At 69.0% G+C, this 23735-nt stretch carries 18 protein-coding genes; 4 read left to right on the forward strand and 14 right to left on the reverse strand.

All coding sequences use genetic code 11. The features are described 5' to 3' along the window. The first annotated feature begins 127 nt into the window (after positions 1 to 127). Complete coding sequence (locus tag ACLJPX_RS30535; protein WP_101605753.1) at positions 128 to 1021, forward strand: ROK family protein; 894 nt, start codon at positions 128 to 130, stop codon at positions 1019 to 1021. On the opposite strand, the gene ACLJPX_RS30540 is transcribed toward ACLJPX_RS30535, so the two are convergent. The 4 genes from ACLJPX_RS30540 to gltB form a co-directional block, all read right to left on the reverse strand. Next, entirely contained in the window at positions 1011 to 1796 is a 786-nt protein-coding gene (locus ACLJPX_RS30540; RefSeq protein ID WP_410603954.1) for a DeoR/GlpR family DNA-binding transcription regulator, read from the reverse strand. The two genes, ACLJPX_RS30535 and ACLJPX_RS30540, sit on opposite strands and share 11 nt — an antisense overlap. 296 nt (positions 1797 to 2092) lie before the next feature. Further along, complete coding sequence (locus tag ACLJPX_RS30545; RefSeq protein ID WP_410603955.1) at positions 2093 to 3505, reverse strand: Dyp-type peroxidase; 1413 nt, start codon at positions 3503 to 3505, stop codon at positions 2093 to 2095. A gap of 253 nt (positions 3506 to 3758) precedes the next feature. Then, positions 3759 to 5210, reverse strand: coding sequence for a glutamate synthase subunit beta (locus tag ACLJPX_RS30550; RefSeq protein WP_410603956.1), 1452 nt, complete (start codon positions 5208 to 5210; stop codon positions 3759 to 3761). Further along, positions 5203 to 9744, reverse strand: coding sequence for a glutamate synthase large subunit (gltB, locus tag ACLJPX_RS30555; RefSeq protein WP_410603957.1), 4542 nt, complete (start codon positions 9742 to 9744; stop codon positions 5203 to 5205). Before gltB ends, ACLJPX_RS30550 begins: the two co-directional genes overlap by 8 nt. A 559-nt stretch (positions 9745 to 10303) precedes the next feature. Here gltB and ACLJPX_RS30560 point away from each other — a divergent pair. After that, positions 10304 to 10978: a YigZ family protein gene (locus ACLJPX_RS30560; protein ID WP_410603958.1), complete on the forward strand. Its 675-nt coding sequence runs from the start codon at positions 10304 to 10306 to the stop codon at positions 10976 to 10978. A gap of 239 nt (positions 10979 to 11217) precedes the next feature. Here the strand turns inward: ACLJPX_RS30560 and ACLJPX_RS30565 are convergent, their stop codons facing one another. The 3 genes from ACLJPX_RS30565 to ACLJPX_RS30575 all read right to left on the reverse strand — a co-directional run bounded on the left by ACLJPX_RS30565 (position 11218) and on the right by ACLJPX_RS30575 (position 12711). Next, positions 11218 to 11790: a GNAT family N-acetyltransferase gene (locus tag ACLJPX_RS30565; protein WP_410603959.1), complete on the reverse strand. Its 573-nt coding sequence runs from the start codon at positions 11788 to 11790 to the stop codon at positions 11218 to 11220. A gap of 40 nt (positions 11791 to 11830) precedes the next feature. Beyond that, entirely contained in the window at positions 11831 to 12100 is a 270-nt protein-coding gene (locus ACLJPX_RS30570; RefSeq protein ID WP_410603960.1) for a hypothetical protein, read from the reverse strand. A 131-nt stretch (positions 12101 to 12231) separates the two neighbouring features. Continuing rightward, positions 12232 to 12711 (reverse strand): Lrp/AsnC family transcriptional regulator, encoded by a 480-nt coding sequence (locus ACLJPX_RS30575; protein ID WP_410603961.1) that lies wholly within the window; start codon positions 12709 to 12711, stop codon positions 12232 to 12234. A 111-nt stretch (positions 12712 to 12822) separates the two neighbouring features. Between ACLJPX_RS30575 and ACLJPX_RS30580 the strand changes: the two genes are divergently transcribed. Then, complete coding sequence (locus tag ACLJPX_RS30580; protein ID WP_410603962.1) at positions 12823 to 13881, forward strand: Glu/Leu/Phe/Val dehydrogenase dimerization domain-containing protein; 1059 nt, start codon at positions 12823 to 12825, stop codon at positions 13879 to 13881. Here the strand turns inward: ACLJPX_RS30580 and ACLJPX_RS30585 are convergent. The 7 genes from ACLJPX_RS30585 to ACLJPX_RS30615 all read right to left on the reverse strand — a co-directional run bounded on the left by ACLJPX_RS30585 (position 13823) and on the right by ACLJPX_RS30615 (position 20637). After that, complete coding sequence (locus ACLJPX_RS30585; RefSeq protein WP_410603963.1) at positions 13823 to 15073, reverse strand: ABC transporter substrate-binding protein; 1251 nt, start codon at positions 15071 to 15073, stop codon at positions 13823 to 13825. The genes ACLJPX_RS30580 and ACLJPX_RS30585 overlap by 59 nt on opposite strands. Continuing rightward, entirely contained in the window at positions 15070 to 16227 is a 1158-nt protein-coding gene (locus ACLJPX_RS30590) for a branched-chain amino acid ABC transporter permease (RefSeq protein WP_410603964.1), read from the reverse strand. Before ACLJPX_RS30590 ends, ACLJPX_RS30585 begins: the two co-directional genes overlap by 4 nt. After that, the gene (locus tag ACLJPX_RS30595) at positions 16220 to 17098 is read right to left on the reverse strand and encodes a branched-chain amino acid ABC transporter permease (protein ID WP_101605764.1); all 879 of its coding nucleotides are present in this window, start codon (positions 17096 to 17098) and stop codon (positions 16220 to 16222) included. The genes ACLJPX_RS30590 and ACLJPX_RS30595 overlap by 8 nt, the downstream gene beginning before the upstream one ends. Beyond that, on the reverse strand, positions 17095 to 17871 hold the full coding sequence (locus tag ACLJPX_RS30600; RefSeq protein WP_410603965.1) for an ABC transporter ATP-binding protein: 777 nt from the start codon (positions 17869 to 17871) through the stop codon (positions 17095 to 17097). Before ACLJPX_RS30600 ends, ACLJPX_RS30595 begins: the two co-directional genes overlap by 4 nt. Further along, positions 17868 to 18677, reverse strand: coding sequence for an ABC transporter ATP-binding protein (locus ACLJPX_RS30605; RefSeq protein ID WP_410603966.1), 810 nt, complete (start codon positions 18675 to 18677; stop codon positions 17868 to 17870). Before ACLJPX_RS30605 ends, ACLJPX_RS30600 begins: the two co-directional genes overlap by 4 nt. Positions 18678 to 18856: 179 nt before the next feature. Then, positions 18857 to 19498: a response regulator gene (locus tag ACLJPX_RS30610; RefSeq protein WP_174720380.1), complete on the reverse strand. Its 642-nt coding sequence runs from the start codon at positions 19496 to 19498 to the stop codon at positions 18857 to 18859. Further along, positions 19468 to 20637 (reverse strand): GAF domain-containing protein, encoded by a 1170-nt coding sequence (locus ACLJPX_RS30615; RefSeq protein WP_101605767.1) that lies wholly within the window; start codon positions 20635 to 20637, stop codon positions 19468 to 19470. Before ACLJPX_RS30615 ends, ACLJPX_RS30610 begins: the two co-directional genes overlap by 31 nt. A gap of 86 nt (positions 20638 to 20723) precedes the next feature. On the opposite strand from ACLJPX_RS30615, the gene ACLJPX_RS30620 reads away from it, so the two are divergent. Beyond that, on the forward strand, positions 20724 to 23498 hold the full coding sequence (locus ACLJPX_RS30620) for an FAD-binding and (Fe-S)-binding domain-containing protein (RefSeq protein ID WP_410603967.1): 2775 nt from the start codon (positions 20724 to 20726) through the stop codon (positions 23496 to 23498). The last annotated feature ends 237 nt before the right edge of the window (positions 23499 to 23735 follow it).

A 23735-nucleotide genomic window follows, 5' to 3' on the forward strand; every position in this document is an offset into this window, starting at 1 on the left:
CGCCGTGAAGCGTCCGGTCAATGTGACCGAACCCAATCGGCGCAGGCTTGTTACGGCGACCCGTCGCGGCCGGAATCCCTGCCGCCCGCGGCGGGGGGCATGCCAAAATCCAGCCATGACACCTGCGGTGGCGGCACTCGATGTCGGCGGAACGTCCATCAAGGCGGCCTTGTACGACGCCGAGCTGAAAGACCTGGCCAGCTTGCGCGAGCCGACGGCGCGCGGAGCGGACGGAGAGGCGCTCGCGGACCAGGTCGCGCGGATCGTGGAGACGCTGGGCGAGAAGGCGGGCACCGGTACGCCGGACGCCGTCGGCGTGGTCATCCCGGGCATCGTCGACGACGTCGAGCGCGTGGCCAGGTTCTCGGCCAACCTGGACTTCCGGAACGTCCCGTTCGGCGAGATGCTCGACAGCAGGCTGGGGCTGCCGTTCGCGTTCGGGCACGACGTCCGCGCGGGCGGGCTGGCGGAGTTCCGCGTCGGCGCGGGCAAGGGCTGCACCGACGCCGCCTTCATCCCGGTCGGCACCGGGATCGCGGCCGCGCTCCAGCTCGACGGGAAGCTGTACGCCGCGGGTGGCCAAGGTGGCGAAATCGGCCACATCGACGTCGGTCACCGGCTGCCGTGCGGCTGCGGCGCGACAGGGTGCCTCGAGGCGATCTCCTCCGCGTCGGCCATCGCCCGCCGCTACAGCGAGCACACCGGGCGTCCCGCCGAAGGTGCCGAGCAGGTGGTCGACGCCGCCCGGCACGGCGACGAGGCCGCGATCTCCGTGGTCAACGACGCGCTCGAGGGGCTCGGCCACGGCATCAAGACCCTGGTCACCTTGCTGGCGCCCGAAGTCGTGGTCCTCGGCGGCGGCCTGTTCACCGCGGGCGACTACGTCCTCGAACCGGTGCGGGCCTGGCTGGCGGCGAACCTGCAGTTCCAGCGGATGCCCGAACTGCGGATCGCGCAGCTCGGCGACGAGGCGGGCAGGCTCGGCGCGGCCCTGCTCGCGCTGGACCGGCTCAAGCCTTGACCACCCGCACGCCTTCCTCCTCGAAGGCGTGCACTCGCTCGGGATCCGCGCGGCCGTCGGTGACGAGCACGTCGACGTCGGTGGTCGCGCAGATCTTCGCGAAGGCGTGACCACCGAGTTTCCCGCTGTCGGCGAGCACGACGACCAGCCGGGCGCGGGCCGCCATCAGCCGGTTCGTGCTCGCGTCGCCTTCGTGGTGCGCCTGCGCGCCGTGCACCGGGTCGAACGCGTCCACCCCGAGGAACACCAGATCCAGCGAGATCTGGTCGAGGAACAGGTGCGACAGCGGTCCGGACAGGTCGAACGACTGCTGACGGGCGACCCCGCCGGTCACCACGATCTTGATATTGGGCCGCACGGCGAGTTCGTGGGCGATGTTGAGCGCGTTCGTCACCACGGTGAGCAGGGGGCCGCCGCTCGGCTCGCCCATGTCCGGCCGGGTGGCGAGCGCGCGGCCCACCTCGGTGCTCGTCGTGCCGCCGTTGAGGCCGACCACCATGCCCGGGTCGACCATTTTCGCCGCGGCCGCGGAAATCCGTTGCTGTTCCGGGGCGTTGCGCGCCGCCTTGTGCCGTAACGGAAGGTCGTAGGCGACGTTGCTCGCGACGGCGCCACCGCGGGTGCGGACCACGAGGTTGCGGCCCGCCAGATGATCGAGGTCCCGTCGGATCGTCGCGGGGGAGACCCCGAGTTCGCCCGCCGAGACTTCGACGTCGACTTTCTCCCGCTCACCGACCATGTCCAATAAAGCCGTCAGCCGTTCATGCCGATTCATCCGAGCTCCCTCCCCGAAGCGCGACATCGCTTACCGCACCGGACAAAGTACTACGCGTCGCGATACGTGCGGAGAGAAGCGGCAGGTTTGGGAAGCAGGGAGAAACGGTAAGAGCGGGCGCCGGCCACCCCCAGTGTGACCGGCGCCCGTCCGATGGCCGGTACGCCCAGGACCGGCCCGCCTTGAACGCTATCGCCGCCGACTCCGGACTGATATCCGGTTTGCGTCCATTCCGGTGACGTTTACCGGATAATTCGCCACTCGATCACCGGAACCGGCCACGGTGCGTGAGAAAATCAGCCCTTCCCGCCCAGTCCCCGCAGGAATGCGAGCGACGGCATGAAGAAGTAGTCGCCACCCTTCAGCGTGACCGCTTGCGGGAACGGATCCGCGGTCACCGTCCGCGTACCCGCCCATTCCTGGGTGTAGGCGGATTCCGGGCGCGGGCCCTGGCCGATGACCGGATCGAGGCCGGGCGGCTTGACCCCGTCGGGCGGCACCGGGAACCCCGGGTTGTTCGCCCAGATCGCTTGGGTGAACTCGAACTGGTCGCGCAGTTCCGCGTTGAACGCCATGAACAACAGTCCGACCCCGCCGCTCGGCCGGGCCGACGGCGGCAGGTCGGCGTTCGGGTCGTCGGCTCGTTCGCCGTAGGGCACACCCCGCCGCACCATCAGATGCCGTCGCTCCCGAGGGGGTGGCTCCGCGCCGCCGCTGCCCCGCGGATTCGTCTTCCGGATGTGCGCCTGGAAGGGGCATTTCGCGCCCGCGGCGTCACTCTCGTAGTCGAAGTTGTTCGGTACCGGGCTTTCGACGCCGTCTTCCCGTTGCGCGGTCAGCGGCGTGCCGTCCTCGAACCGGCCGACGACCATCGCGCCCGCGCGCTCCCGATCTTCGCCGATGAGCCCCAATTGATCCGCCAGGGCCTCCTCGGCCTGCTTGAATCTCCGCACGTTCTGTTCCAGTTTACGGAAAACGAGGTAGCTGCCGAAATGCACGGTGGGATCGGGAGCGGCGTGGTCCGGGACGAGTACCCGGTCCAAGGGCGCCGACGGATCCCAAGTGGTGATGCCATCCGTTCCGGATTTCTCCGCGCGAATGTCTTCGACCAGGAAAAGCGGCTGGCTCCGGCCGTCGACGTACCCGAAATGTTCGATCCCCTCGCCGTGGGCATTCACCCTGCCGAGTCCGATTTCCTCGGCGACGACGGAAATGGCCGACGGAATCAGCGCGAGAACCTCGTTCCGGCGCAGGGTCATCGGCGCGTCGGCGGCATCGGCGATGATGACGACAGCGTGGATCTCCTCGTGGTATCCGCTGTCGAAGGTGGAGCGAGGCGGGTCGTTCAGCCTCTCGCGCGTGTCCTGCGAGCGCATGCCGAGGCGGAAGGAATCATCTTGGGGCACATCGATTTTCAGGAACCGGTAGCCCGCCGCGGTCAGCCCGGCGCCGACGTAGGGCGACCCCTTCGCGCCCTCGGCCTTGAAGCGCTCGACCTCGGTCAGATGGGTTTTCGCGGACTTCATCAGCGGGACGAGTGCCGCGAGGAACTTCTTGGCGCTCGCGGACTCCGAAAAACGCAGGAAAAGGGCGGAAAAGTGATCGCGGGCGTGTGCTTTCAGGATGTTCGGCTGGAGCTGGTCGAGCATCTTCGCGGCTTCGCCGGTCGCGGTCTTCCATTCCAAAGGCGTGCTCAAGTCGATCGTCATATCAAGGAATCCCCTCGTCGGGAAACCCGTCCGGCGGCCCCGGCAGGTCTTGCCGGTCCCCACCGCCGTACGGTTCTTACCCTTGATATAACCGATACCGAAATCGCGCCGTCATCACCCGCAAGTACCCTCTTTCGGCGGTTTTATCACCCGAAAGAACCAACGGCACGACTACGCCCCGCATTTAGTCCTCTACTTGCGATAGTTGCACGCGCAACCACCGCATCGAGAGGACTGAATGCGGGGCGGTGCGTCAGGTGAGGGGCCGGTCGGTCGGGGCGATCGGGGCGGGCAGGACGTCCCGTCCGGTGAGGAACGCGTCGACCCCGGCCGCGGCGGAGCGGCCTTCGGCGATCGCCCACACGATGAGCGACTGGCCGCGGCCCATGTCGCCCGCCACGAACACGTTGTCGACACTGGTCTTGAACGCCTTGTCACGGGCGACGTTGCCGCGCTGGTCCAGCTCGACGTCGAGCGCCTCCAGCAGACCTTCCTTCTCCGGGCCGACGAAGCCCATCGCGAGCAGCACCAGCTGCGCGGGCAGTTCCTTCTCGGTGCCCTCGACCGGGACGAACTTGCCGCCCTCGTTGCGCACCTCGACCAGCTTCAGCGCGCGCACCCGGCCGTCGGCGTCGGCGGCGAACTCCTGGGTGTTGACCGAGTACAGCCGCTCGCCACCCTCTTCGTGCGCGGACGAGACGCGGTAGATCATCGGGTACGTCGGCCACGGGTGCGCGTCGGCGCGCGAAAGCGGCGGCTTCGGCATGATCTCCAGCTGCGTCACCGACTTCGCGCCCTGGCGGTGCGAGGTCCCGACGCAGTCCGCGCCGGTGTCGCCGCCGCCGATGACGACGACGTCGAGGCCCTCGGCGCTGATCGGCGAGACGTCCAGCTCGCCCGCCGCGACGCGGTTGGCGTGCGGCAGGAACTCCATCGCCTGGTGGATGCCCTGATGCTCGCGGCCCTCGATCGGCAGGTCCCGCCACGCCGTCGCGCCACCGGCGAGGACCACGGCGTCGTACGACGACTTCAGCTCCTCGACGGTGAGATCGACGCCGACGTTCACCGAGGTCCGGAACTCCGTGCCTTCGGCCCGCATCTGGTCGAGGCGGCGGTCGAGCCGGTGCTTCTCCATCTTGAATTCGGGGATGCCGTAGCGCAGCAGCCCGCCGATCTTGTCGGCCCGCTCGAAGACCACGACACTGTGGCCCGCGCGCGTGAGCTGCTGCGCCGCGGCGAGTCCCGACGGGCCGGACCCGACCACGGCCACCTTCTTGCCGGTGCGTGCCACCGGCTCCTGCGGCGTGACCCAGCCTTCCTCGAAGGCCCGGTCGATGATCGAGATCTCGACCCGCTTGATGGTGACGGGATCGTCGTTGATCCCGAGCACACACGCCGTCTCGCACGGCGCCGGGCAGAGGGTCCCGGTGAACTCCGGGAAGTTGTTGGTCGCGTGCAGCCGCTCGGCCGCCTCGCGCCAGTCGTCGCGCCAGGTCAGGGTGTTCCACTCGGGGATGAGGTTCCCGAGCGGGCAGCCCTGATGACAGAACGGGATGCCGCAGTCCATGCAGCGTCCGGCCTGCTTCTGCAGTTTCGTCGTCGCGAAGTCCTCGTACACCTCGCGCCAGTCCATCAGGCGCAGGTCGACGGGACGGCTCTTCGGCGTCTCGCGAGTGGTGGTCAGAAAGCCCTTGGGGTCAGCCATGTGCGGCCTCCATGATCGCCTCGTTCACGTCGCGCCCATCGCGCTCGGCCTTCGCCTGCGCCGCGAGCACCCGCTTGTAGTCCTTCGGCATGACCTTGCCGAACCGGTCGACGGCGGCGTCCCAGTCGGCGAGCAGCGCACGCGCGACCGCGGACTCCGTTTCGTTGTAGTGCTTTTCGAGTGCCTCGCGCAGGAAGTCCACATCGGACGAATCCAGCGGGTCGATGTCGACCATCTCCGGGTTCGTCCGGTGCGCCGGCAGGTCGAGCACGTAGGCGATGCCGCCCGACATCCCGGCCGCGAAGTTGCGGCCCACCCCGCCGAGCACGACCACCTTGCCACCGGTCATGTACTCGCAACCGTGGTCGCCGACGCCTTCGACGACGGCCAGCGCGCCCGAGTTGCGCACGCAGAACCGCTCGCCGACCTTGCCGCGGATGAAGATCTCGCCGCTGGTCGCGCCGTAGCCGATCACGTTGCCCGCGATGATGTGCTCTTCGGCGTCGTACCGCGCCACCTCGGGCGGCCGCACGATGAGCCGTCCGCCGGAGAGGCCCTTGCCGACGTAGTCGTTGCCGTCGCCGTAGAGCCGCAGGGTGATGCCCTTGGGCACGAAGGCGCCGAACGACTGGCCCGCGGTCCCGGTGAAGGTGACGTCGATCGTGTTGTCCGGCAGGCCTTCGCCGCCCCACCGCTTGGTGAGCTCGTGGCCGAGCATGGTGCCGACGGTCCGGTTCACGTTGCGGACCGGCAGTTCCAGCCGGACCTTGTCCCCGGACGACAGCGCGCCCTCGGCGAGCTGGATCAGCGTGTTGTCGAGCGCCTTCTCCAGCCCGTGGTCCTGCACCGTCTGCTGGTGCCGCCGTCCGGCGGGAGCCATGTCGGGCACGTGGAAGATCGGCGTCAGGTCCAGCCCGGCGGCCTTCCAGTGGTCGATCGCCTTGCGCTTGTCGAGCATCTCGGCGTGGCCGACGGCCTCGGCGATGGACCGGAAACCCAGCTCCGCCAGGTACTCCCGGACCTCCTGCGCGATGAACTCGAAGAAGTTCACGACGTACTCGGCCTTGCCGCTGAACTTCTCACGCAGCTTGGGGTTCTGCGTCGCGACGCCGACCGGGCAGGTGTCGAGGTGGCACACGCGCATCATGACGCAGCCCGAGACCACCAGCGGCGCGGTCGCGAAACCGAACTCCTCGGCACCGAGCAGCGCGGCGATGACGACGTCGCGGCCGGTCTTGAGCTGACCGTCGGTCTGCACCACGATCCGGTCGCGCAACCGGTTGACCAGCAACGTCTGCTGGGTCTCCGCGAGCCCGAGTTCCCACGGTCCGCCCGCGTGCTTGATGGACGACAGCGGGGAGGCGCCCGTGCCGCCGTCGTGCCCGGAGATCAGCACGACGTCGGCGTGCGCCTTGGACACGCCGGCCGCGACCGTGCCGACGCCGACCTCGGACACGAGCTTCACGTGGATGCGCGCGGCCGGGTTGGCGTTCTTGAGGTCGTGGATCAGCTGGGCGAGATCCTCGATCGAGTAGATGTCGTGGTGCGGCGGCGGCGAGATCAGCCCGACGCCGGGCGTGGAGTGCCGCGTCTTCGCGATCCACGGGTACACCTTCGCGCCGGGCAGCTGGCCGCCCTCGCCGGGCTTCGCGCCCTGCGCCATCTTGATCTGGATGTCGTCGGCGTTGACCAGGTACTCGCTGGTGACGCCGAACCGGCCGCTCGCGACCTGCTTGACCGCGCTGCGGCGCTCGGGGTCGTAGAGCCGGTCCGGATCTTCGCCGCCCTCACCGGTGTTCGACTTGCCGCCGAGCCGGTTCATCGCGATGGCCAGGGTTTCGTGCATCTCCGCGGAGATCGACCCGTACGAGATCGCACCGGTGGCGAACCGCTTGACGATCTCGGAGACCGGTTCGACCTCTTCGATCGGCACCGCGGGCCGCTGGCCGATCTTGAAGTCGAACAGCCCGCGCAGCGTGTACAGCTTCTGCGCCTGGTCGTCGACGGACTTCGTGTACTCCTTGAAGACCTCGTACTTCCCGGCGCGGGTGGAGTGCTGCAGCTTGAACACCGTCTGCGGGTTGAACAGGTGCGGCTCGCCCTCGCGGCGCCACTGGTAGTCCGCGCCGGTCTCCAGCTCGCGGTGGTTCGCGCGGAACCCGTCGCGCGGGAACGCCCGACGGTGCCGTTCGGCGACCTCCAGCGCGAGCGTATCGAAGCCGACCCCGCCGAGCCGGGAAGTGGTGCCGGTGAAGCAGTTCTGGACGACCTCGTCGCCGAGCCCGACCGCCTCGAAGATCTGCGCGCCGGTGTAGGAGGCCACTGTGGACACTCCCATTTTGGACATCGTCTTGCGGACGCCCTTGCCCAGCGCCTTGATCAGGTTCGCGGTGGCCTGCTTGGCGGTGGCACCGGCGATCAGGCCCTGGTCGGCCATCTCCTCGACGGTCGCCATCGCCAGGTACGGGTTCACCGCGGCGACGCCGTAGCCGATCAGCAGCGCGATGTGGTGCACCTCGCGCGCGTCGCCGGCCTCGACGATGAGGCCGACCTGCGTGCGGGTCTTCTCGCGCACCAGGTGGTGGTGCACCGCGCCGGTGAGCAGCAGCGACGGGATCCCCGCGTGGTCTTCGTCGATCCCGCGGTCGGAGAGCACGATCAGCCGGGCGCCCTCGGCGATGGCCGCGGACACCTCGGCGCGGATCTCGTCGAGGCGCCGCACGAGCGCCTCGCCGCCGCCGTTGACGTCGTAAGTGCCCTGCACGGTGACCGACTGGAATTCCGGCAGGTCGCCGTCGTCGTTGACGTGCACCAGCTTCGCGAACTCGTCGTTGTCCAGCACCGGGAACGGCAGCACGATCCGGCGGCACGACGACGCGTCGGCCTCCAGGAGGTTCGGCTCCGCGCCCAGCTGGGTGCCGAGCGAGGTGACCAGTTCCTCGCGGATCGCGTCCAGCGGCGGGTTGGTCACCTGGGCGAAGAGCTGGATGAAGTAGTCGAAGAGCAGCCGCGGGCGGCTGGACAGCGACGCGATGGGGGAGTCGTTGCCCATCGAGCCGATCGGTTCCGCGCCGGTGCGGGCCATCGGTTCGAGCAGGACGTCGAGCTCTTCCTCGGTGTAGCCGAAAGCCTGCTGACGCCGCACGAGCGCGCCGTGCGGCGGGATCTCGCGCTCACGCTCGGGAAGCCCTTCGAGCGGCAGCAGGCCGTCCTCGACCCATTCGTCGTACGGGTGCTCGGTGGCGAGCTGGTTCTTGATCTCCTCGTCCTCGACGATCCGGCCGGCGGCCGTGTCCACGAGGAACATGCGGCCCGGCTCCAACCGTCCTTTCCGGACGATCGTGGACTGGTCCAGCTCCAGCACGCCGACCTCGCTGGCGAGGACGACGAGACCGTCTTCGGTGACCCAGTACCGGGCGGGACGCAGGCCGTTGCGGTCGAGGACCGCGCCGATCTGGGTGCCGTCGGTGAAGGACACCAGCGCGGGGCCGTCCCACGGCTCCATCAGCGTCGAGTGGAACTCGTAGAACGCGCGGCGCGCGGGGTCCATCTCCTGATGGTTCTCCCAGGCCTCCGGGATCATCATCAGCACCGCGTGCGGCAGCGACCGGCCGCCGAGGTGGAGCAGCTCCAGCACCTCGTCGAAGGACGCCGAGTCGCTGGCGCCGCGTGTGATGACGGGGTGGATCCGCTTGAGGTCGCCGGGGATCAGCTTGGATTCGAGCAGCGCCTCACGCGCGTCCATCCAGTTCCGGTTGCCGCGCAGCGTGTTGATCTCGCCGTTGTGGGCGACGTACCGGTACGGGTGCGCCAGCGGCCACGACGGGAAGGTGTTGGTGGAGAAACGGGAGTGCACCAGGCCGATGGCGCTGGTGACGCGCTCGTCGGTGAGGTCGGCGAAGAACTTCTCGACCTGCGGCTCGGTGAGCATTCCTTTGTAGACGATCGTGCGCGAGGACAGGCTCGGGAAGTAGACGTCGTCCTCGACGAGCTCGTGCTCGGCGCGCTTGCGCACCACGAACGCGGCGCGTTCCAGCGCCAGTCCGGACAGGGGCTCCTGCCGTCCGGCCAGGAACAGCTGGCTGAAATGCGGCATGGTCTCGGCCGCGCCGGTTCCGACGTGTTCAGTGTGGACGGGAAGGTCCCGCCAGCCGAGCACGCTCAAGCCTTCTTCGGCGGCGACGCGCTCGATGGTGGTCATCGCCAGGCCACGCGGTTTTTCGTCCTGGGGCAGGAAAGCCGTTCCGACGGCGTACGCGCCGGGCTCGGGCAGCTCGAAATCGACGACGGCGCGATAGAACTCGTCGGGGACCTGGATCAGGATCCCGGCGCCGTCACCGGTCTCCGGGTCGGCGCCGCGGGCCCCTCGATGCTCGAGGTTCCGCAGCGCGATCAGCGCTTTGGCGACGATGCCGTGATCGCGTTTACCGGAGAGGTCTGCGACGAAGGCGACACCGCAGGCGTCGTGTTCGAACTCCGGGTCATACAGGCCTTCGGGGGCCTTGCTGCCCTTGTAGCTGGCATGGTGGGTCACGGCTGGCCGCCTCCCAAGGCGTCGGCGCGACCGGCAGCACTCCGTTCGGGTGGTTCACAGGTGAACCAGTTAACGAAGTGGTCCGGGACCGCGATGGTCAGTCGAGAGGGAACGATCCTGCCCGCGAAACGGGGGCAGGCCTCGTAGAGCCGCACTGCACTGGGCGGCCGATGCGCTTGTGTGTCTCTTGTGTACTGCCGTGCGCCGGGTGCCGCCAGACCGTTGTGGTGGATGGCAGGCGGGGCGCACGTGTTACTCCCGGGTTCGCCGGTCTTATGACGATAGTGTGAAATCGCTGTTATCGACATACGTCGCTTGGTCGGGGTGGGAAATGCCACGCTGGCGTTGACTTCAAACATCATCTGCCCACTGGCTGGAATGACATGTCCACTGAGTGGAGCACCAGTGCGCTGACCTGCGTAAACGATCGCTCACGTCACTCTATGGTGTGACTTGGATCGCGCATTGGAGTGAGTTTCGCCGGTCTCGCGGTGACCTGGGGTGACCGTCGAATCGCCCGAACGGCAGAGCGGCCCGCCCGGTTTGAGAGGCTTGGCCGATGGCGGATCGTTATCTCACCGTGGCGGGCACCGGGGTCCACGAGATCGAAATCCGGCGTTCACGCTTCCTCTGCGCGCTCGCCCCGGTCATCTCGGAAGAGGAGGCCCGCGCGGTGATCGCGGCCAGGAAGAAGGCGGATCCGGCGGCCCGGCACCACTGTCACGCGTTCGTGCTGGGCGCCGACGGCCGCGCCGGCTCGATGGATTCTCGGCGGGAAAGCGTGCCTCGAATCGAGCGCTCGAGTGACGACGGCGAGCCCGCGGGGACGGCGGGCATCCCGATGCTGGAGGTGCTCCGGCGCCGGGAGCTGACCGACACCGTCGCGGTGGTGACCCGCTACTTCGGTGGGGTGCTGCTCGGGGCCGGCGGCCTGATCCGCGCGTACGGGCAGGCCGTCTCTGAGGCCGTCGACGTCGTCGGTGTGCAGGAGTACCGGCGGCTGCGGCTGGTGGAGGTCGTCGTCGACTACGACCGGGCCGGACGGCTGGAGAACGACATCCGCTCGTCGCCGTACCTGCTGCACGCGACGCGGTTCGAGGACGTCGCGCACTTCGACGTCGGGCACGCGCCGGACGAGGGGGACACCTTCCGCGCCTGGCTCGCCGACCTCACCGGTGGTGAGGCCCTCACCGAGGACGCCGGAGAGACCTGGCTCCCCACCGGCCGCGTTTAGTCCTCTGAACGCGACCTGGACGAGCGGGTTGCCGTGAGCGGAAGGTGGCTTTGCCCGCGTGAGATGAGGGAAAGGGGTCCTTCGCCGCACGGCATGAGGGGAAAGGGCCCCGCGGGGTGGACGGTCGCTGTCGTGAGCGAGGTCTTGAAGGGAACCCTTGAGACGTTCAGCGTCGCAAAGGTGGCCTTCGGGACGCCATGGAGGCCGAGGCCGCCGCCCGCGCTCCCCACCGGCCGCGTTTAGTCCTCTAAACGCGACCTGGCCTGCCACTCCTCCAGCGTGATGGCGTACTCGACCTCGCCCTCCTCGGTGCCGGGGATCGGGTCGTCGAAGGTCTCGTGATAGGTCCGGACGTGCCGCATCCCGATCTTCTCCATCACCCGCCGGGACCCCAGGTTCACCGCCATGGTCGCCGCCCAGATCCGCCGCGCCCCGAATTCGGTGAAGCCCTTCTCCAGGAGCGCGAGCGAACCTTCGGTCGCATATCCCTTGCCCCAGGAAGATCGGTTCAGCCGGTAACCCAGTTCGGGGTCGTCGGTGTGATGACCGCGCAGCGGGCGGAAATGGAACCATCCCAGGAAAGCCCCGCCGGATTTCTCGATCGCCGCCCAGAACCCGTAACCGGGGAAACGCTCGTAGTAACCGAGAAAGGCGGGAAGGTCGAGGTTTTCGATCTCCGCCCGGTCGGCGGGTTTGCCCCCATTGAGGTACCGCATGACTTCGGGGTCGTCGTAGAGCGCGAACAGGTCGTCGGCGTCGGCGCCGGTGAACTGCCGCAGCAGGAGCCGCTCGGTCTCCAGGAAGACACGCATCGGCACAGCGTGGCGGCCCGGGGACGCGTGGGCAACCTGTTTACGCGGCCACCTCGGGGCTGACGAGGCCTCCCAGCGCCACCGCTCCCGCCTCGGTGAGCAGGGCGGGAACGCGTTCGCCCCAGCGGCCGCCCCGGGAGGGTGCCACCAGGCCGAGATGGGCGAGGCGGTGCGCGGTGTGCTGGTCGCAGCAGGCGAGACCGTCGACGAACAGGTCCGGCTCGCAGCTGCAGCTGATCTCGGCGTGGCCCTCGGCCACCGCTCTCAGGGTGGCCCGCTCACGATGGTTCAGCTCTGTCCGAACGTCCATGGCGTGCCTCCTTTCTGTTCCGCTGTGAACAGTCAAACCCATACCCCCGACAGTTTCCGTCTTCTCCGGTGCGAAGTCTTGGATTTCGGGCGTACTCAAGGGTGGTGTGTCGGGTATTCCAGGGTGAAGACCTAGGGGTTGTCACCTGGTATTCGCAGCGGAAGCGATTCCAGCTCGGTCTTGCGCAGATGCCGGAAAATGATCGAACTCCGGAAACCCACGATCTCCTTGCGCTTCGACAAGCGATCCACCAGGAATGAGTGGAGCTGTTCGACGTCCTGTGCGGCGACGTGGATCAGGAAATCGTCGCTCCCCGCGGTGACGAAGACCGAAAGGACCTCCGACAATTCCGCGACCGAGCGCTGGAAGGAGTCGATCACCTCCCGGCTCAGCGGCCGCACCTGCGCCGACACCATCGCCTGCACGCCGCGGTTGAGGCTCCGCAGGTCGATGTCCGCGTGATAGCCGCGGATGACGCCGCGTTCCCGCAGCAGCCGCGTGCGTTCGAGGCAGGTCGACGGCGCGACGCCGACCTTGCGGGCGATGTCGCGGTTCGACTGCCGCGCATCCGCCTGGAGTTCCCGGATGATCGCCGAATCAAGTTCGTCCACGCCTGCCCCTTTCCCCGGCATGCCGAATATCGTTCGGCAAAGCCCCCGTAAGCCTGATGAACAGCCTAACTTCGGCGCAACCAGTCGACTAAATGCGCAGGAGGAAGCAGGATGTCCGTACAAGAGCTGGTCGTCCGGCGGGGGCGCCGGTCCGGGGTGACCACGATGGTCGCCGTGCATTCGCGAGTGCTCGGCCCGGCCGTCGGAGGCTGCCGGTTCAAGGTCTATCCGGAGCTGGGCGACGCGATCGACGACGTCCTGAGGCTGTCCGCGGCGATGACCCGCAAATGCGCCGTCGCGGGCCTGGACTTCGGCGGAGGCAAGAGCGTCGTCGCACTCGAACGGGTGCCTTCGCCGGAGCAGCGGCGCGACATCCTGCTCGACCACGCCGACCTCATCGCGTCACTCGATGGGGCGTATCTCGCCGGTCCGGACGTCGGCACCGGCCCGGACGACATGCTCGTGCTGCGCGAGCGGACCCCGCACGCGTTCTGCGTGCCCGAAGAGCACGGCGGCACCGGCTCGTCCAGTGGCCCGACCGCCGTCGGGGTGCTCGCCGCACTGAGGGCAGGGGCGAAGACCGTCTTCGGTGAGACCTCGATGCGAGGGCGCGAAGTGGTCATCAGCGGGTACGGTTCGGTCGGCGAACACCTGGCCATCGCCTTGGCCGCGCAGGGCGCCGAGGTCACCGTGTCCGATGTGGACGAACAACGGCTACGGGCCGCCGCGGGGCTGGGGCTGCGTCGCGTCGCGCCGGACCGGGTACTCGGCATCGAGGCCGACGTCCTGATCCCCGCGGCCGTCGGCGGGGTGTTCAGCCCCGCCGCCGAGGTCAGCGCGCCGCTCGTCGTCGGCCCCGCCAACAACCAGCTCACCGACGACGCGGTGGCGGACGACCTCGCCGCCAGGGGTGTCCTGTGGATCCCGGATTTCGTCGCGAGTGCCGGGGGAGTCGTCTACACGCTCGGCCGGGAGAAGGAGAAGCTCACGCACGACGAGGCGCTCGCCCGCGTCGAGACCCTGGAGGAGACCACGCGAAGGATTCTCGACGCCGCTTCGGCCAACGGCACGACACCGTTGGCCGAAGCGAACGCACTGGCCGAAGCGAGACTCACTTCTGGTGCGGAGCCACGTACTCCTTCGCCTCGGGAGCCTCGAACAGCGGCTTGACGTAGCGGACCCCGCCCTCGGCCGACGCGTCCGGTGTCGCCGCGTACACCTGGCGTGTCGCCGGGGTGCCCGCCTTCGAGAAGTCCAGCGCCGCCACCAGGTCCTCCGTGCTCGCCGACGTCGTCTGCTTCAGCGCCGCGGCGATGCCGTCCCGGGTGAGGTCCTTGTTCTCGCAAGCCTTCTTGAGCACCGCGCCCCACACTTCGCCGACCGCGTAGCCGTAGGGGATCCCGCCGTTCGGGGTCTCCTTGTACGCCGCCTTGTACTTCGCCGCGACGTCCTTGGCCTTGGGGAGGTCGGCGGAGAACGGGACACTGCTGGCGACGATCGTCAGTTTGTCCAGCGCGTTCGCCGCCGGGCTCTTCAGCAGCACGGGATCGAACACCGGGTTGTTGCCGAGCACGGGCACGTTCAACCCGAGTGCCTTGTTCGCCGCTAGCGCGGAACCGGTCTGGGCCGGCGTGGTGGTCAGGACGATCGCCTTGACGCCGTCACCCTTGAGCCCGGTGACGATGTTGGTCAGGTCGTTGTCGGTCGAGGTGATCTTGACTTCCTTGACGGTCAGATTGTGCTTCTTGGCGTAGAACTGCGAGCCGCGCAGGCCGTTCTTGCCGTACTCGCCGTCGATGTAGACGTGCCCGATCGTGTCGCCGTCCTTCACCAGGCCTTGTTCCTGGAAATAGGAAAGGCCGTCGATGATCTCCAGGTCGTAGGTCGTCCCGACGATCATCACGTACGGGTTGTCGAGCAGTTCCGAAGACCACGACGCGGGTGCGGCGACGGTCTTGTCCGAGGCGATGTTCTGTTTCAGCGCGGCCACCACCGGCGAGCCGAGCAACTGCACGAACCCGAGCACCTTCGGCTCGATCTGCGGGTACAGGGTTTTCGCCGTGTCCGCCTTGTAGCCGTGGTCGACGGTCTCCAGTTTGACCTGGCGCCCGCACGCCCCGCCCGCGGCGTTGAAGTCCTTGGCCCACAGCTCGTTCCCTTGCGTGATGCCGAGTCCGAGGTTCTTGAAGACCCCGGTCTTGTCGGTCATCACGCCGAGGGTGATCTCCGAGGCCGTCACTCCCTTGCCCGCCTTGACGCCCGAACCGTCCGCCCCCGAGGACCCCGAGTCGCCCGCTTTCGTACTGCACGCCGAGAGGACGAGGACCGCCGCCAGCGCGGCGGCCGGATACATGCGTTTCATTTTCCTTGCTCCTCCGGGAGATGACGTTTCTTCGAGGGGGTGATGCGGCGGCCGATCGCGGCGAGCCCGCCCGGTTCGAAAAGCACCACGAGGATGATCGCGGCGCCGTAGACGAACGAGCTGACCAGGATCGGGGTCAGTGCGCCGTCCCCGGTTCCGGAGAACCAGCCGAGATCGGCGGAATACAGCGAAAGCACCTGCGGCAGCCCGTTGACGATCAGCGCGCCCACCAGCGCGCCGGGCACCGAGCCGAGTCCCCCGATGATCACCATGGCCAGGAAGGCGATGGAGATGTTGATGCCGTACGTGCCGAATTCGCTTTCGTCGGGTTTGAGGATGTCGAACCACAGCACGGTCATCGCGCCCGCGAGTCCCGCGTACGCCGAAGAGACCGCGAACGCGCCTGCTTTGGCCCTCGTGACGTTGACGCCCATCACGGACGCGGCGGCTTCGTTGTCCCGCACCGCACGCCACGACCGGCCGATCCGGCTGGAGACCGCCGCGCGGGCGACGACGAAGGCGAGCACCGTCAGCAACAGGAACAGGTACCAGGTCCGTTCCGCCTGCCTGATCGGCACGCCCATCAGCGCGATTTCGGGGCCGTCGTTGGTGAACGGGAAGCCGAACAGGGAGAACGGCTGGGGTGTGCGCCCGGTCGACGTCCCGCCGGTCAGCTTCTCGGCCGACTGTCCCAAGTAGAGCCCCAGGAACACCAGCGACAACGACGCGACGCCGAGGTAGATCCCGCGCAGGCGGCCGGAAACCGGGGCGAAGGCCAAGCCCAGCAACGCGGCGATGGCCACCGCGCCGACCAGCGACAGGCCGGGGTCGAGGCCGAGCCCGAACACACGCTCGTCCCCGGTCGGTCCGGAAAGGACGGTGTACCCGGTCGCGCCCGCGAGCAGGAAGAACGCGTGCGCCAGCGACAGTTGCCCGGCCTGCCCGACCAGCAGGGTCAGCCCGATCGCGCCGACCCCGCCGATCATCATGTACTGCCCGGCCTTCAGCCAGGCGGCGTCGAGATACAACGGGATCGCCAGGAGGACGACGAGCAGCGCGATCCACAACAGGGCCTTGATCAGCCGTGTCCGATCACGCTTCGCGGGCGGTGCCGGCGGGGCCGGGGCGGGGGATTTCACAGCGGTGTCAGACACGTGTGCTCTCCCTCGTCCCGAACAACCCCGACGGCCGCACCACCAGGACCACGAGCATCACCAGGAAGACCGCGCTCTTGGAGAAGTCGAACGACACGTACTGCGCCGAAAGCGCCTCGACGAGGCCGACGACCAGCCCGCCCACCACCGCGCCCGCGGTCGAATCCAGCCCGCCGAGGATGGCCGCGGGGAACGCCGCGAGCGCGATGGAGTGCGTGCCGCGGGACAGGCCCGCGCCCGAGAAGTCCTGGGTGGCGATGAACAGCACCGCGACCCCGGCGAGTACCCCGGCCACCACCCACGCGGTCGCCGTCACCCGGGAACTGCGGATCCCCATCAGCGCGGCGGCCTCGCGGTTCTCGGCCTGCGCCCGCATCGCGACACCCCAGTTCGAGTACTTGAACGCGAGGGTGAACGCGGTGATCAGCACGGCCGCGACGAGCAGCGCGACCAGATGCGTGCGGAACAGCGTGATCCCGCCGATCTGGAACGGTTGCGCGTCCCAGGCGTCGCCGAGGAACGGCAAGGTGACGCCGAGCCGTCGCACGATCTCCTCGGTGATGATCACGTCGACACCTATGGTCAGCAGCGCCAGGCTGTTCGCGTCCGCGTGCCGCGAGCGGGACAGCAGCAACCGTTCCAGCAGGAGAGCGAGCAGCCCGGCCGAGACGATGCCGACCAGGGAAGCGCCCGCCCAGCCGAGCGATTCGCGGGTCACCACGACCAGGTAGCCGCCGAAGAGCACGAGTGAGCCGTGCGCGAAGTTGACCACTTCGGTCGCCTTGAAGATGATCACGAAACCCAGCGCCAGCAACGCGAACACCGCGCCCTTGCCGAGTCCGTTCACCACGAGTTGCAGGAAAGTGTTCACGCCGTGGCCTCCGTGCCGAGGTATGCCCTGATCACGTCCGGATCCGACTGGACCTCGGCCGGGGTGCCGTCGGCGATCCGCCTGCCGAAGTCCAGGACGGTGACCCGGTCCGCGATGCCCATCACCAGCCCCATGTCGTGTTCCACGAGCAGGATCGAGATGCCGAGCGCGTCGCGGACGTCGCGGATCGTCCCGGCCAGCTCGGCGGTCTCGGTCGCGTTCATCCCGGCCGCGGGTTCGTCGAGCAGCAACAGGACCGGTTCGACGGCGAGCGCACGGGCGAGGTCGACGCGTTTCACCGCCCCGTACGGCAGCGCCCCGACCGGGAGGTCGACCAGCGCGCCGATCCCGAGGAAGTCGCAGATCTCCTTGGCCCGCGCGGAATGCCGCCGTTCGGCCCGGGTCGTCCACGGCAGCCGGAGACCGCAGGCGAGGAATCCGCCCTTGGTCAGCGCGTGCCGCCCGAGCATGACGTTGTCGAGCACGGTCGAGCCGGGGGAGAGGGCGGCGTTCTGGAACGACCGGCCGACGCCGAGCCCGGCGAGCCGATGCGGCGCGAGTCCGGAAAGGACGGTGTCACCGAGCCGGACGCTGCCCGCGTTCGCCCGGTAGAGACCGCTGATCACGTTGAAGCAACTGGACTTCCCGGCACCGTTCGGGCCGATGAGCGCGTGCAGCGAACCGGAGGCGACGGTGAAGGAGACGTCGTCCAGCGCCCGGATCCCGCCGAAGCGCAGGGTCACGTTCGTGACGTGCAACTCGGGCGGCGTCATCCGGCCCACCTCGAAAGACTCCGGCCCGCGAGGTGCTCGCGAGCGTCCGCGGCCTCGGCTTCGGCAGTAGCCTGCGACTCGGCGTGGCCGCCCAGGTAGAGCCGTTGGACGTCCTCGCTCGCGATGAGTTCGGCCGTCGTCCCGGCCAGCGCGACCCGGCCCACTTCGAGGACGATCGCGTGGTCGGCCACGCGCAACGCCATCACCGCGTTCTGCTCGACCAGCACCACGGCGGTGCCCTGATCGTGGATCTCGCGGATGATGGCGCCGATCTGTTCGACGATCTTCGGCGCGAGGCCGAGCGACGGTTCGTCGAGCAGCAGCAGCCGCGGGCCGGACATCAGCGCGCGGCCGATCGCGAGCATCTGCTGCTCACCGCCGGAAAGCAGGCCCGCGCGTTGTTTGGCCCGCTCGGACAGGACCGGGAAGAGTTCGTCGACGCGTTTCCTCGCGGCGGCGCGCTGCCCGGGGGAGCGGGCGCCGATCCCGCCCGCGCGGAGGTTCTCCTCGACGGTCATCCGCGCGAAGACCTGACGGCCTTCGGGAACCCCGACGACGCCCAGCCCGACGATGCGGGCCGGATCGAGCCTGGTCAGCGACTTGCCGTCGTAGCGGACCTCGCCGGCGGAAACCAAGCCGCGGTGCATGCGCAGGGTGCCGGAGACGGTCCGCAGCAGGGTCGATTTCCCGGCGCCGTTGCTGCCCAGGACAGCCAGTACTCCATCGGGTGAAACATCGAGGTCGACCCCGTGCAGTGCGGCCACCGATCGGCCGTACCGCACCTGAAGATCACGGACACTCAGCAAGCCGCCTCCTCCGTCCGTGTGACGCGAGTCACGATCGGTGGCGGTCATCCTGCGTGGGCACCCTCCGCCGCGTTACCCCCACTTGGAGACCCACCCGGCTACAAAACGGACACGGCGCAACTCGTCCTCTGGTTGCGGTAGTTGCACGTGCAAGTACCGCAACCAGAGGACGAAACGCGTCAGAGGAGGCCGGCTTCGGAGGCCTTGCCGATGGCTTCGACGCGGTTGCGGGCGCCGAGTTTGTGCAGCGCGGACTGCAGGTACGTCTTCACCGTGTTCCGCGCCAGCCCGGTCGATTCCGCGATCTCCGGATTCGTCTGTCCCTGCGCGGCCAGCCGCAGGACCTCGTACTCGCGCCGCGTCAGGCCGCTGCGGGCCAGCGCGTCGGACCGCTGGCCGTCGTCGGGGAAGATGCGCGGATCGACGACCCGGTCACCCTTCAGCACCTGCCGCAACGCGGCCACCAGATCCGTCCCGGCGACGTCCTTGAGCAGGCAGCCGTGCGCCCCGGAGTCCAGCGCGGCCCGCACGCCCTGATGGTCGCCGTGCGCGGTGAACACCACGATCCGCCCGGCCGGGTGCACGCGCCGGAGCTCGGCGATGACCTCGGGTGCGAGCATGTCCGGCAGCCGCAGGTCCAGCAGGATCAACACCGGTTTCAGCTCGCCCGCCCGCTGGATCGCGGCCCGGCCGGTCTCGGCCGAACCCACCACGGTCATCGCCGGGTCGTAGCGCAGCAGCAGGCTCACCCCGTCGCGGACCACCGGATGGTCGTCCACGACGAGCACGGTCACCGGCGACGGCACGGTTCCGGCACCCAAGCGCGCAGTGTGCACCCGTCGTCCTCGTCGTGGACCAGGCTGACCCGGCCGCCGAGCCGCGCGGCGCGTTCCGCCAGCGCGCGCAGGCCCATCCCGGTCCCCGGTTCCGGTTCGTCACCACGATGACCGGTCCCGTCGTCGGCGACGACCACCTGCACGCCCTCTTCGCTGGGCAGCAGGCTGACCACGACCGACAGCGCGTCGGCGTGTTTCTCGACGTTGAGCAGGCCCTCCCGGACGGCCGCGACCAGCAGTCCGGTGCGTTCGGCGTCCAGTCGCGGCACCGGCGCGAGCTGGACGAACCGCGCCGGGACGCCGCAGCGGGCCTGGAACGAGCGGCAGTGCTCGGCCAGTTCCACCGGCAGCGCGCGCTCCGGACTCGACTCCGACAGCGCCAGCAGCGACTCGCGCAGTGCCCGCGACGCGGCCGACACGTCGCCCTCCAGCCGCCGCAGCCGCGATTCGAGCGCCGGGTTGTCGCTGATGTCCTCGTGCAGGTTCCGGACCTGGACACCGATGGAGAACAGCAGCGCGCCGACGGAATCGTGCAGCGCGCTCTGCATGCGGAGCCGCTCGGCGGACAACGCCGTTTCGCGGTCGGCCTCGGCGACCGACGCCAGTTTCAGCGCCCGGCCCGCCTCCCCGGCGATCTCTACGAGGGATTGGACGGCGTCGTCGCCGAAGTCGCGCGGCTCGCGCATGGCGGCGTACGCGATGGCGACGGTTTCGGTCCCGTTGACGATCGGGACGGCGATCATCGCGGCGAGGCCCTCGCCGCGGACCTGCGCGTCGAACTGGTGGGTGATGCTCGGCGAGCTGACGTAGTCGTTGACCCGCACCGGCCTGCCCAGCGCCAGCACGCGGCCACCGATGCCCTGGCCGATCGGCACGGCGAGGTCCTGCAGTGCGTCCGTGCGGGTGCCCGACATCCAGCGGATCACCGCCTGTTCGGGTCCGGTCAGCTCGGCGACGAAACCGGAATGCGTGCCGATCGACTCGCGGATCAGCCGGGCGGTGCCGTTGAGCGCCGCGACCCTGTCGAGGGTGGCGAGCAGCGCTTCGCGCTCGCGCAGAAGCCCGCCGAGCACCGCGCTGTGCTCGGCGGCGAGTTCCGTCGCGACCTGGCGTTTCGCCGTCACGCGCTCACGATCGCACACCGGACGTGGTTTCCGACACACCCGTCCGGAGAGGTTCGCCGATGCGTTCTCGCCCCCGGTTGTCTTGAATGGACTCCGTGGAGATCCTGGCCGACGCCGCGACACTGGCTCTGTACACGACCGACGCCTCCAACTACCGGCACGTGCCCCAGGGCGTGGTGCTGCCGCGGAGCGTCGACGAAGTGATCGCGGCCGTCGCCGCCTGCCGGGAGGCCGGGCTGCCGGTGATCGCCAGAGGCGGCGGCACCAGCGTCGCGGGCAACTCGTGCGGGCCGGGCGTCGTGATCGACCTGTCGCGTCACCTCGGCGGGGTCCTCGACCTCGATCCCGGGGCGCGGACGGCGCGGGTGGCGCCCGGGACCGTCCTCGACGACCTCCAAGCGCTCGCCGCGCCGCACGGGCTCCGCTTCGGCCCCGATCCGTCGACGCATTCGCGCTGCACGATCGGCGGGATGATCGGCAACAACGCCTGCGGTTCGCATTCGGTCGCCTACGGGCGCACGGTCGACGTCGTCCGTGAACTGGACGTGCTGCTCTACGACGGCACCCGGCTGACCGTCGGGCCCACCTCACCGTCCGAAGTGGACGAGCGAGCGGCCAAGCCCGGTACGGAAGGCCGGGTCTTCTCGGAGTTGCGCGCGCTCGTCCGGGACAACCTGGCGTTGCTGCGCACCGAGCTGTCCTCGTTCAGCAGGCGGGTGTCCGGGTACGGGCTGGAACACCTGTTGCCGGAGAACGGTTTCGACGTCGCCAAGGCGCTGGTCGGCAGCGAGGGCACCTGCGTCACCGTGCTGGGGGCGACGGTCTCCCTCGCCGAGGTGCCGAAACGCAAGGTGCTCGCGGTGCTCGGCTTCGAGTCCGACATCGCCGCGGCCGACGCGGTCCCGGCGATCCTGCCGTGGTCGCCGCTGACCGTGGAAGGGGTCGACGCGGACCTCGTCGCACTGCTGGAGCCGGGCCGTGCCGACGGACTCCCGCCGGGTGGGGCCTGGTTGTTCGTCGAGATGGAAGACCCGGACAAGGCGCGCGACCTGATCGCCGGACTGCGGGGCGCGCTGACCGGATCCGCGCTGCTGGACGACGCGGCCGCGCAGAAGCGGCTGTGGCGCATCCGGGAGGAGGGCGCCGGTCTCGCGACGCGCCTGGCCGGTGGCGAGGAAGCCTGGCCAGGCTGGGAAGACGCCGCCGTCCCGCCCGCGCGGTTGGGCGCCTACTTGCGCGAGTTCAAGGAACTCATGCGGAAGCACGGCCGCAAGAGTGTCGTCTACGGCCACTATGGCGAGGGCTGCCTGCATCTGCGACTGGACTTCGATCTCCTTTCCCCGCACGGGATCGCCGGGTTCCGGTCGTTCCTCGAAGAGGCGGCCGACCTGGTCGCCGCGCACGGTGGTTCGCTGTCCGGCGAACACGGCGACGGCCAGGCCCGCTCGGAACTGCTGTCCCGGATGTACAGCCCCGAGATCCTCGCGCTTTTCGCGCGGTTCAAGGGGATCTTCGATCCGGCGGGCAGGATGAACCCCGGCATCCTCGTCGATCCGAGGCCGGTCGACGCCGATCTCCGGGTCCGCCGGGCACCGCTCGCGCTGGAGGACGTCACCGCGCTCGCGTACCCGGAGGATCAGGGGAGCTTCGGGCAGGCGATGCGGCGCTGCGTCGGTGTCGGGAAATGCCGCAACACCACCGGCGCGGGCGTGATGTGCCCGAGTTATCGCGCCACCCGCGAGGAAAAGCACTCGACACGCGGGCGCGCGCATCTGCTCGCCGAGATGGTCAACGGCGAACTGATCACCGACGGCTGGCGTTCGGAAGAAGTCGCCGAGGCGCTGGATCTCTGCCTTTCGTGCAAGGGCTGTCTCTCCGACTGCCCGGTCGATGTCGACATGGCGACCTACAAGGCGGAATTCCTGCACCAGCACCACAAGGGGCGGGTGCGCCCGGCGTCGCACTACTCGATGGGCTGGCTCCCGGTGTGGCTGCGCGCGGCCTCGCTGGCGCCACGGCTGGCGAACACGATGTCGCGCCGGTTCTCCGGCCTGCTGAAGAAATTCGGCGGGATCGCACCGGAACGCGAGCTCCCGACGTTCGCCCGGACACCGTTCACGCGACGCCGCGACGACCTCAAACGCTGGGCGACCGGCCCCCGGCGCGTGGTGCTGTGGCCCGATTCTTTCAACAACTACCTCACTCCGGACGTCCTCGACGCCGCGGCCGAGGTGCTCACCGCGGCCGGCTACGACGTCGTCCTGCCCGATCGCGGCGTCTGCTGTGGCCTCACGTGGGTGTCCACCGGGCAGCTCGACGTGGCGAAGAACGTGCTGCGCCGCACGCTTTCCGTCCTCGAGCCGTACCTGCGGTCGGGGTATCAGGTGGCCGGGCTGGAGCCGAGTTGCACGGCTCTCTTCCGCGGTGATCTGGAGGCACTCCTGCCCGGTGACCCGGTGGCGAAACTGCTCGCCGCGCAGACCCGCACCTTCGCCGAATTGATCGAGGACTCACCGCTGGAATTCCGGTCGTTGGACGTCGAGGCGCTCAGCCAGGTCCATTGCCACCAGCACGCCGTGCTCGGCTTCGGCGCCGACGAGGCGGCGATGCGCGCGGCGGGTATCCACAATTCCACAATGGACTCCGGTTGCTGTGGATTGGCTGGCAACTTCGGGTTCGAACGCGGCCACTACGACGTTTCCGTCGCCTGTGCGGAAGACCGCATGCTGCCCGCGATCCGCGCCGCGGCCGAGGGAACCGAAGTGGTCGCGGACGGGTTCAGCTGCCGGACGCAGATCGAGCAACTCGACGGACGCAGGGCCGTGCACTTGGCGGAGCTGCTCCGGCGAGCTCTGCCGTAGTGCGTCGCAGGACGGTTCTCTTGAGGGGTAAGCCAACGGTGGCGTGCTCGTTCCGTCCTTCGGCGCCGGTCGCGGGGCAGGTGTTGCGAAAGCCACTTTCGCAACGTTGAAGGTTGCGAAAGTGGCTTTCGCAACACCGTCGGCCCGGGCAGCCCGTGCCTGAACAAGAGCGGGGCGTCGTTCGTGGCGAAGGGACCCTTCAGCGCCGGACCGCGTGGGTCGAGTTGGTCGTGAGTG

The sequence above is a fragment of the Amycolatopsis sp. lyj-90 genome (assembly GCF_046549035.1).
GTDB lineage: Bacteria > Actinomycetota > Actinomycetes > Mycobacteriales > Pseudonocardiaceae > Amycolatopsis.

Bases quoted from the DNA above. Each gene is read 5' to 3' on its own strand.
- ACLJPX_RS30540 (WP_410603954.1), bottom strand. From the start codon at position 1,796: ATGAATCGGCATGAACGGCTGACGGCTTTATTGGACATGGTCGGTGAG.
- ACLJPX_RS30545 (WP_410603955.1), bottom strand. From the start codon at position 3,505: ATGACGATCGACTTGAGCACGCCTTTGGAATGGAAGACCGCGACCGGC.
- ACLJPX_RS30550 (WP_410603956.1), bottom strand. From the start codon at position 5,210: ATGGCTGACCCCAAGGGCTTTCTGACCACCACTCGCGAGACGCCGAAG.
- ACLJPX_RS30560 (WP_410603958.1), top strand. From the start codon at position 10,304: ATGGCGGATCGTTATCTCACCGTGGCGGGCACCGGGGTCCACGAGATC.
- ACLJPX_RS30565 (WP_410603959.1), bottom strand. From the start codon at position 11,790: ATGCGTGTCTTCCTGGAGACCGAGCGGCTCCTGCTGCGGCAGTTCACC.
- ACLJPX_RS30570 (WP_410603960.1), bottom strand. From the start codon at position 12,100: ATGGACGTTCGGACAGAGCTGAACCATCGTGAGCGGGCCACCCTGAGA.
- ACLJPX_RS30580 (WP_410603962.1), top strand. From the start codon at position 12,823: ATGTCCGTACAAGAGCTGGTCGTCCGGCGGGGGCGCCGGTCCGGGGTG.
- ACLJPX_RS30585 (WP_410603963.1), bottom strand. From the start codon at position 15,073: ATGAAACGCATGTATCCGGCCGCCGCGCTGGCGGCGGTCCTCGTCCTC.
- ACLJPX_RS30600 (WP_410603965.1), bottom strand. From the start codon at position 17,871: ATGACGCCGCCCGAGTTGCACGTCACGAACGTGACCCTGCGCTTCGGC.
- ACLJPX_RS30620 (WP_410603967.1), top strand. From the start codon at position 20,724: ATGGACTCCGTGGAGATCCTGGCCGACGCCGCGACACTGGCTCTGTAC.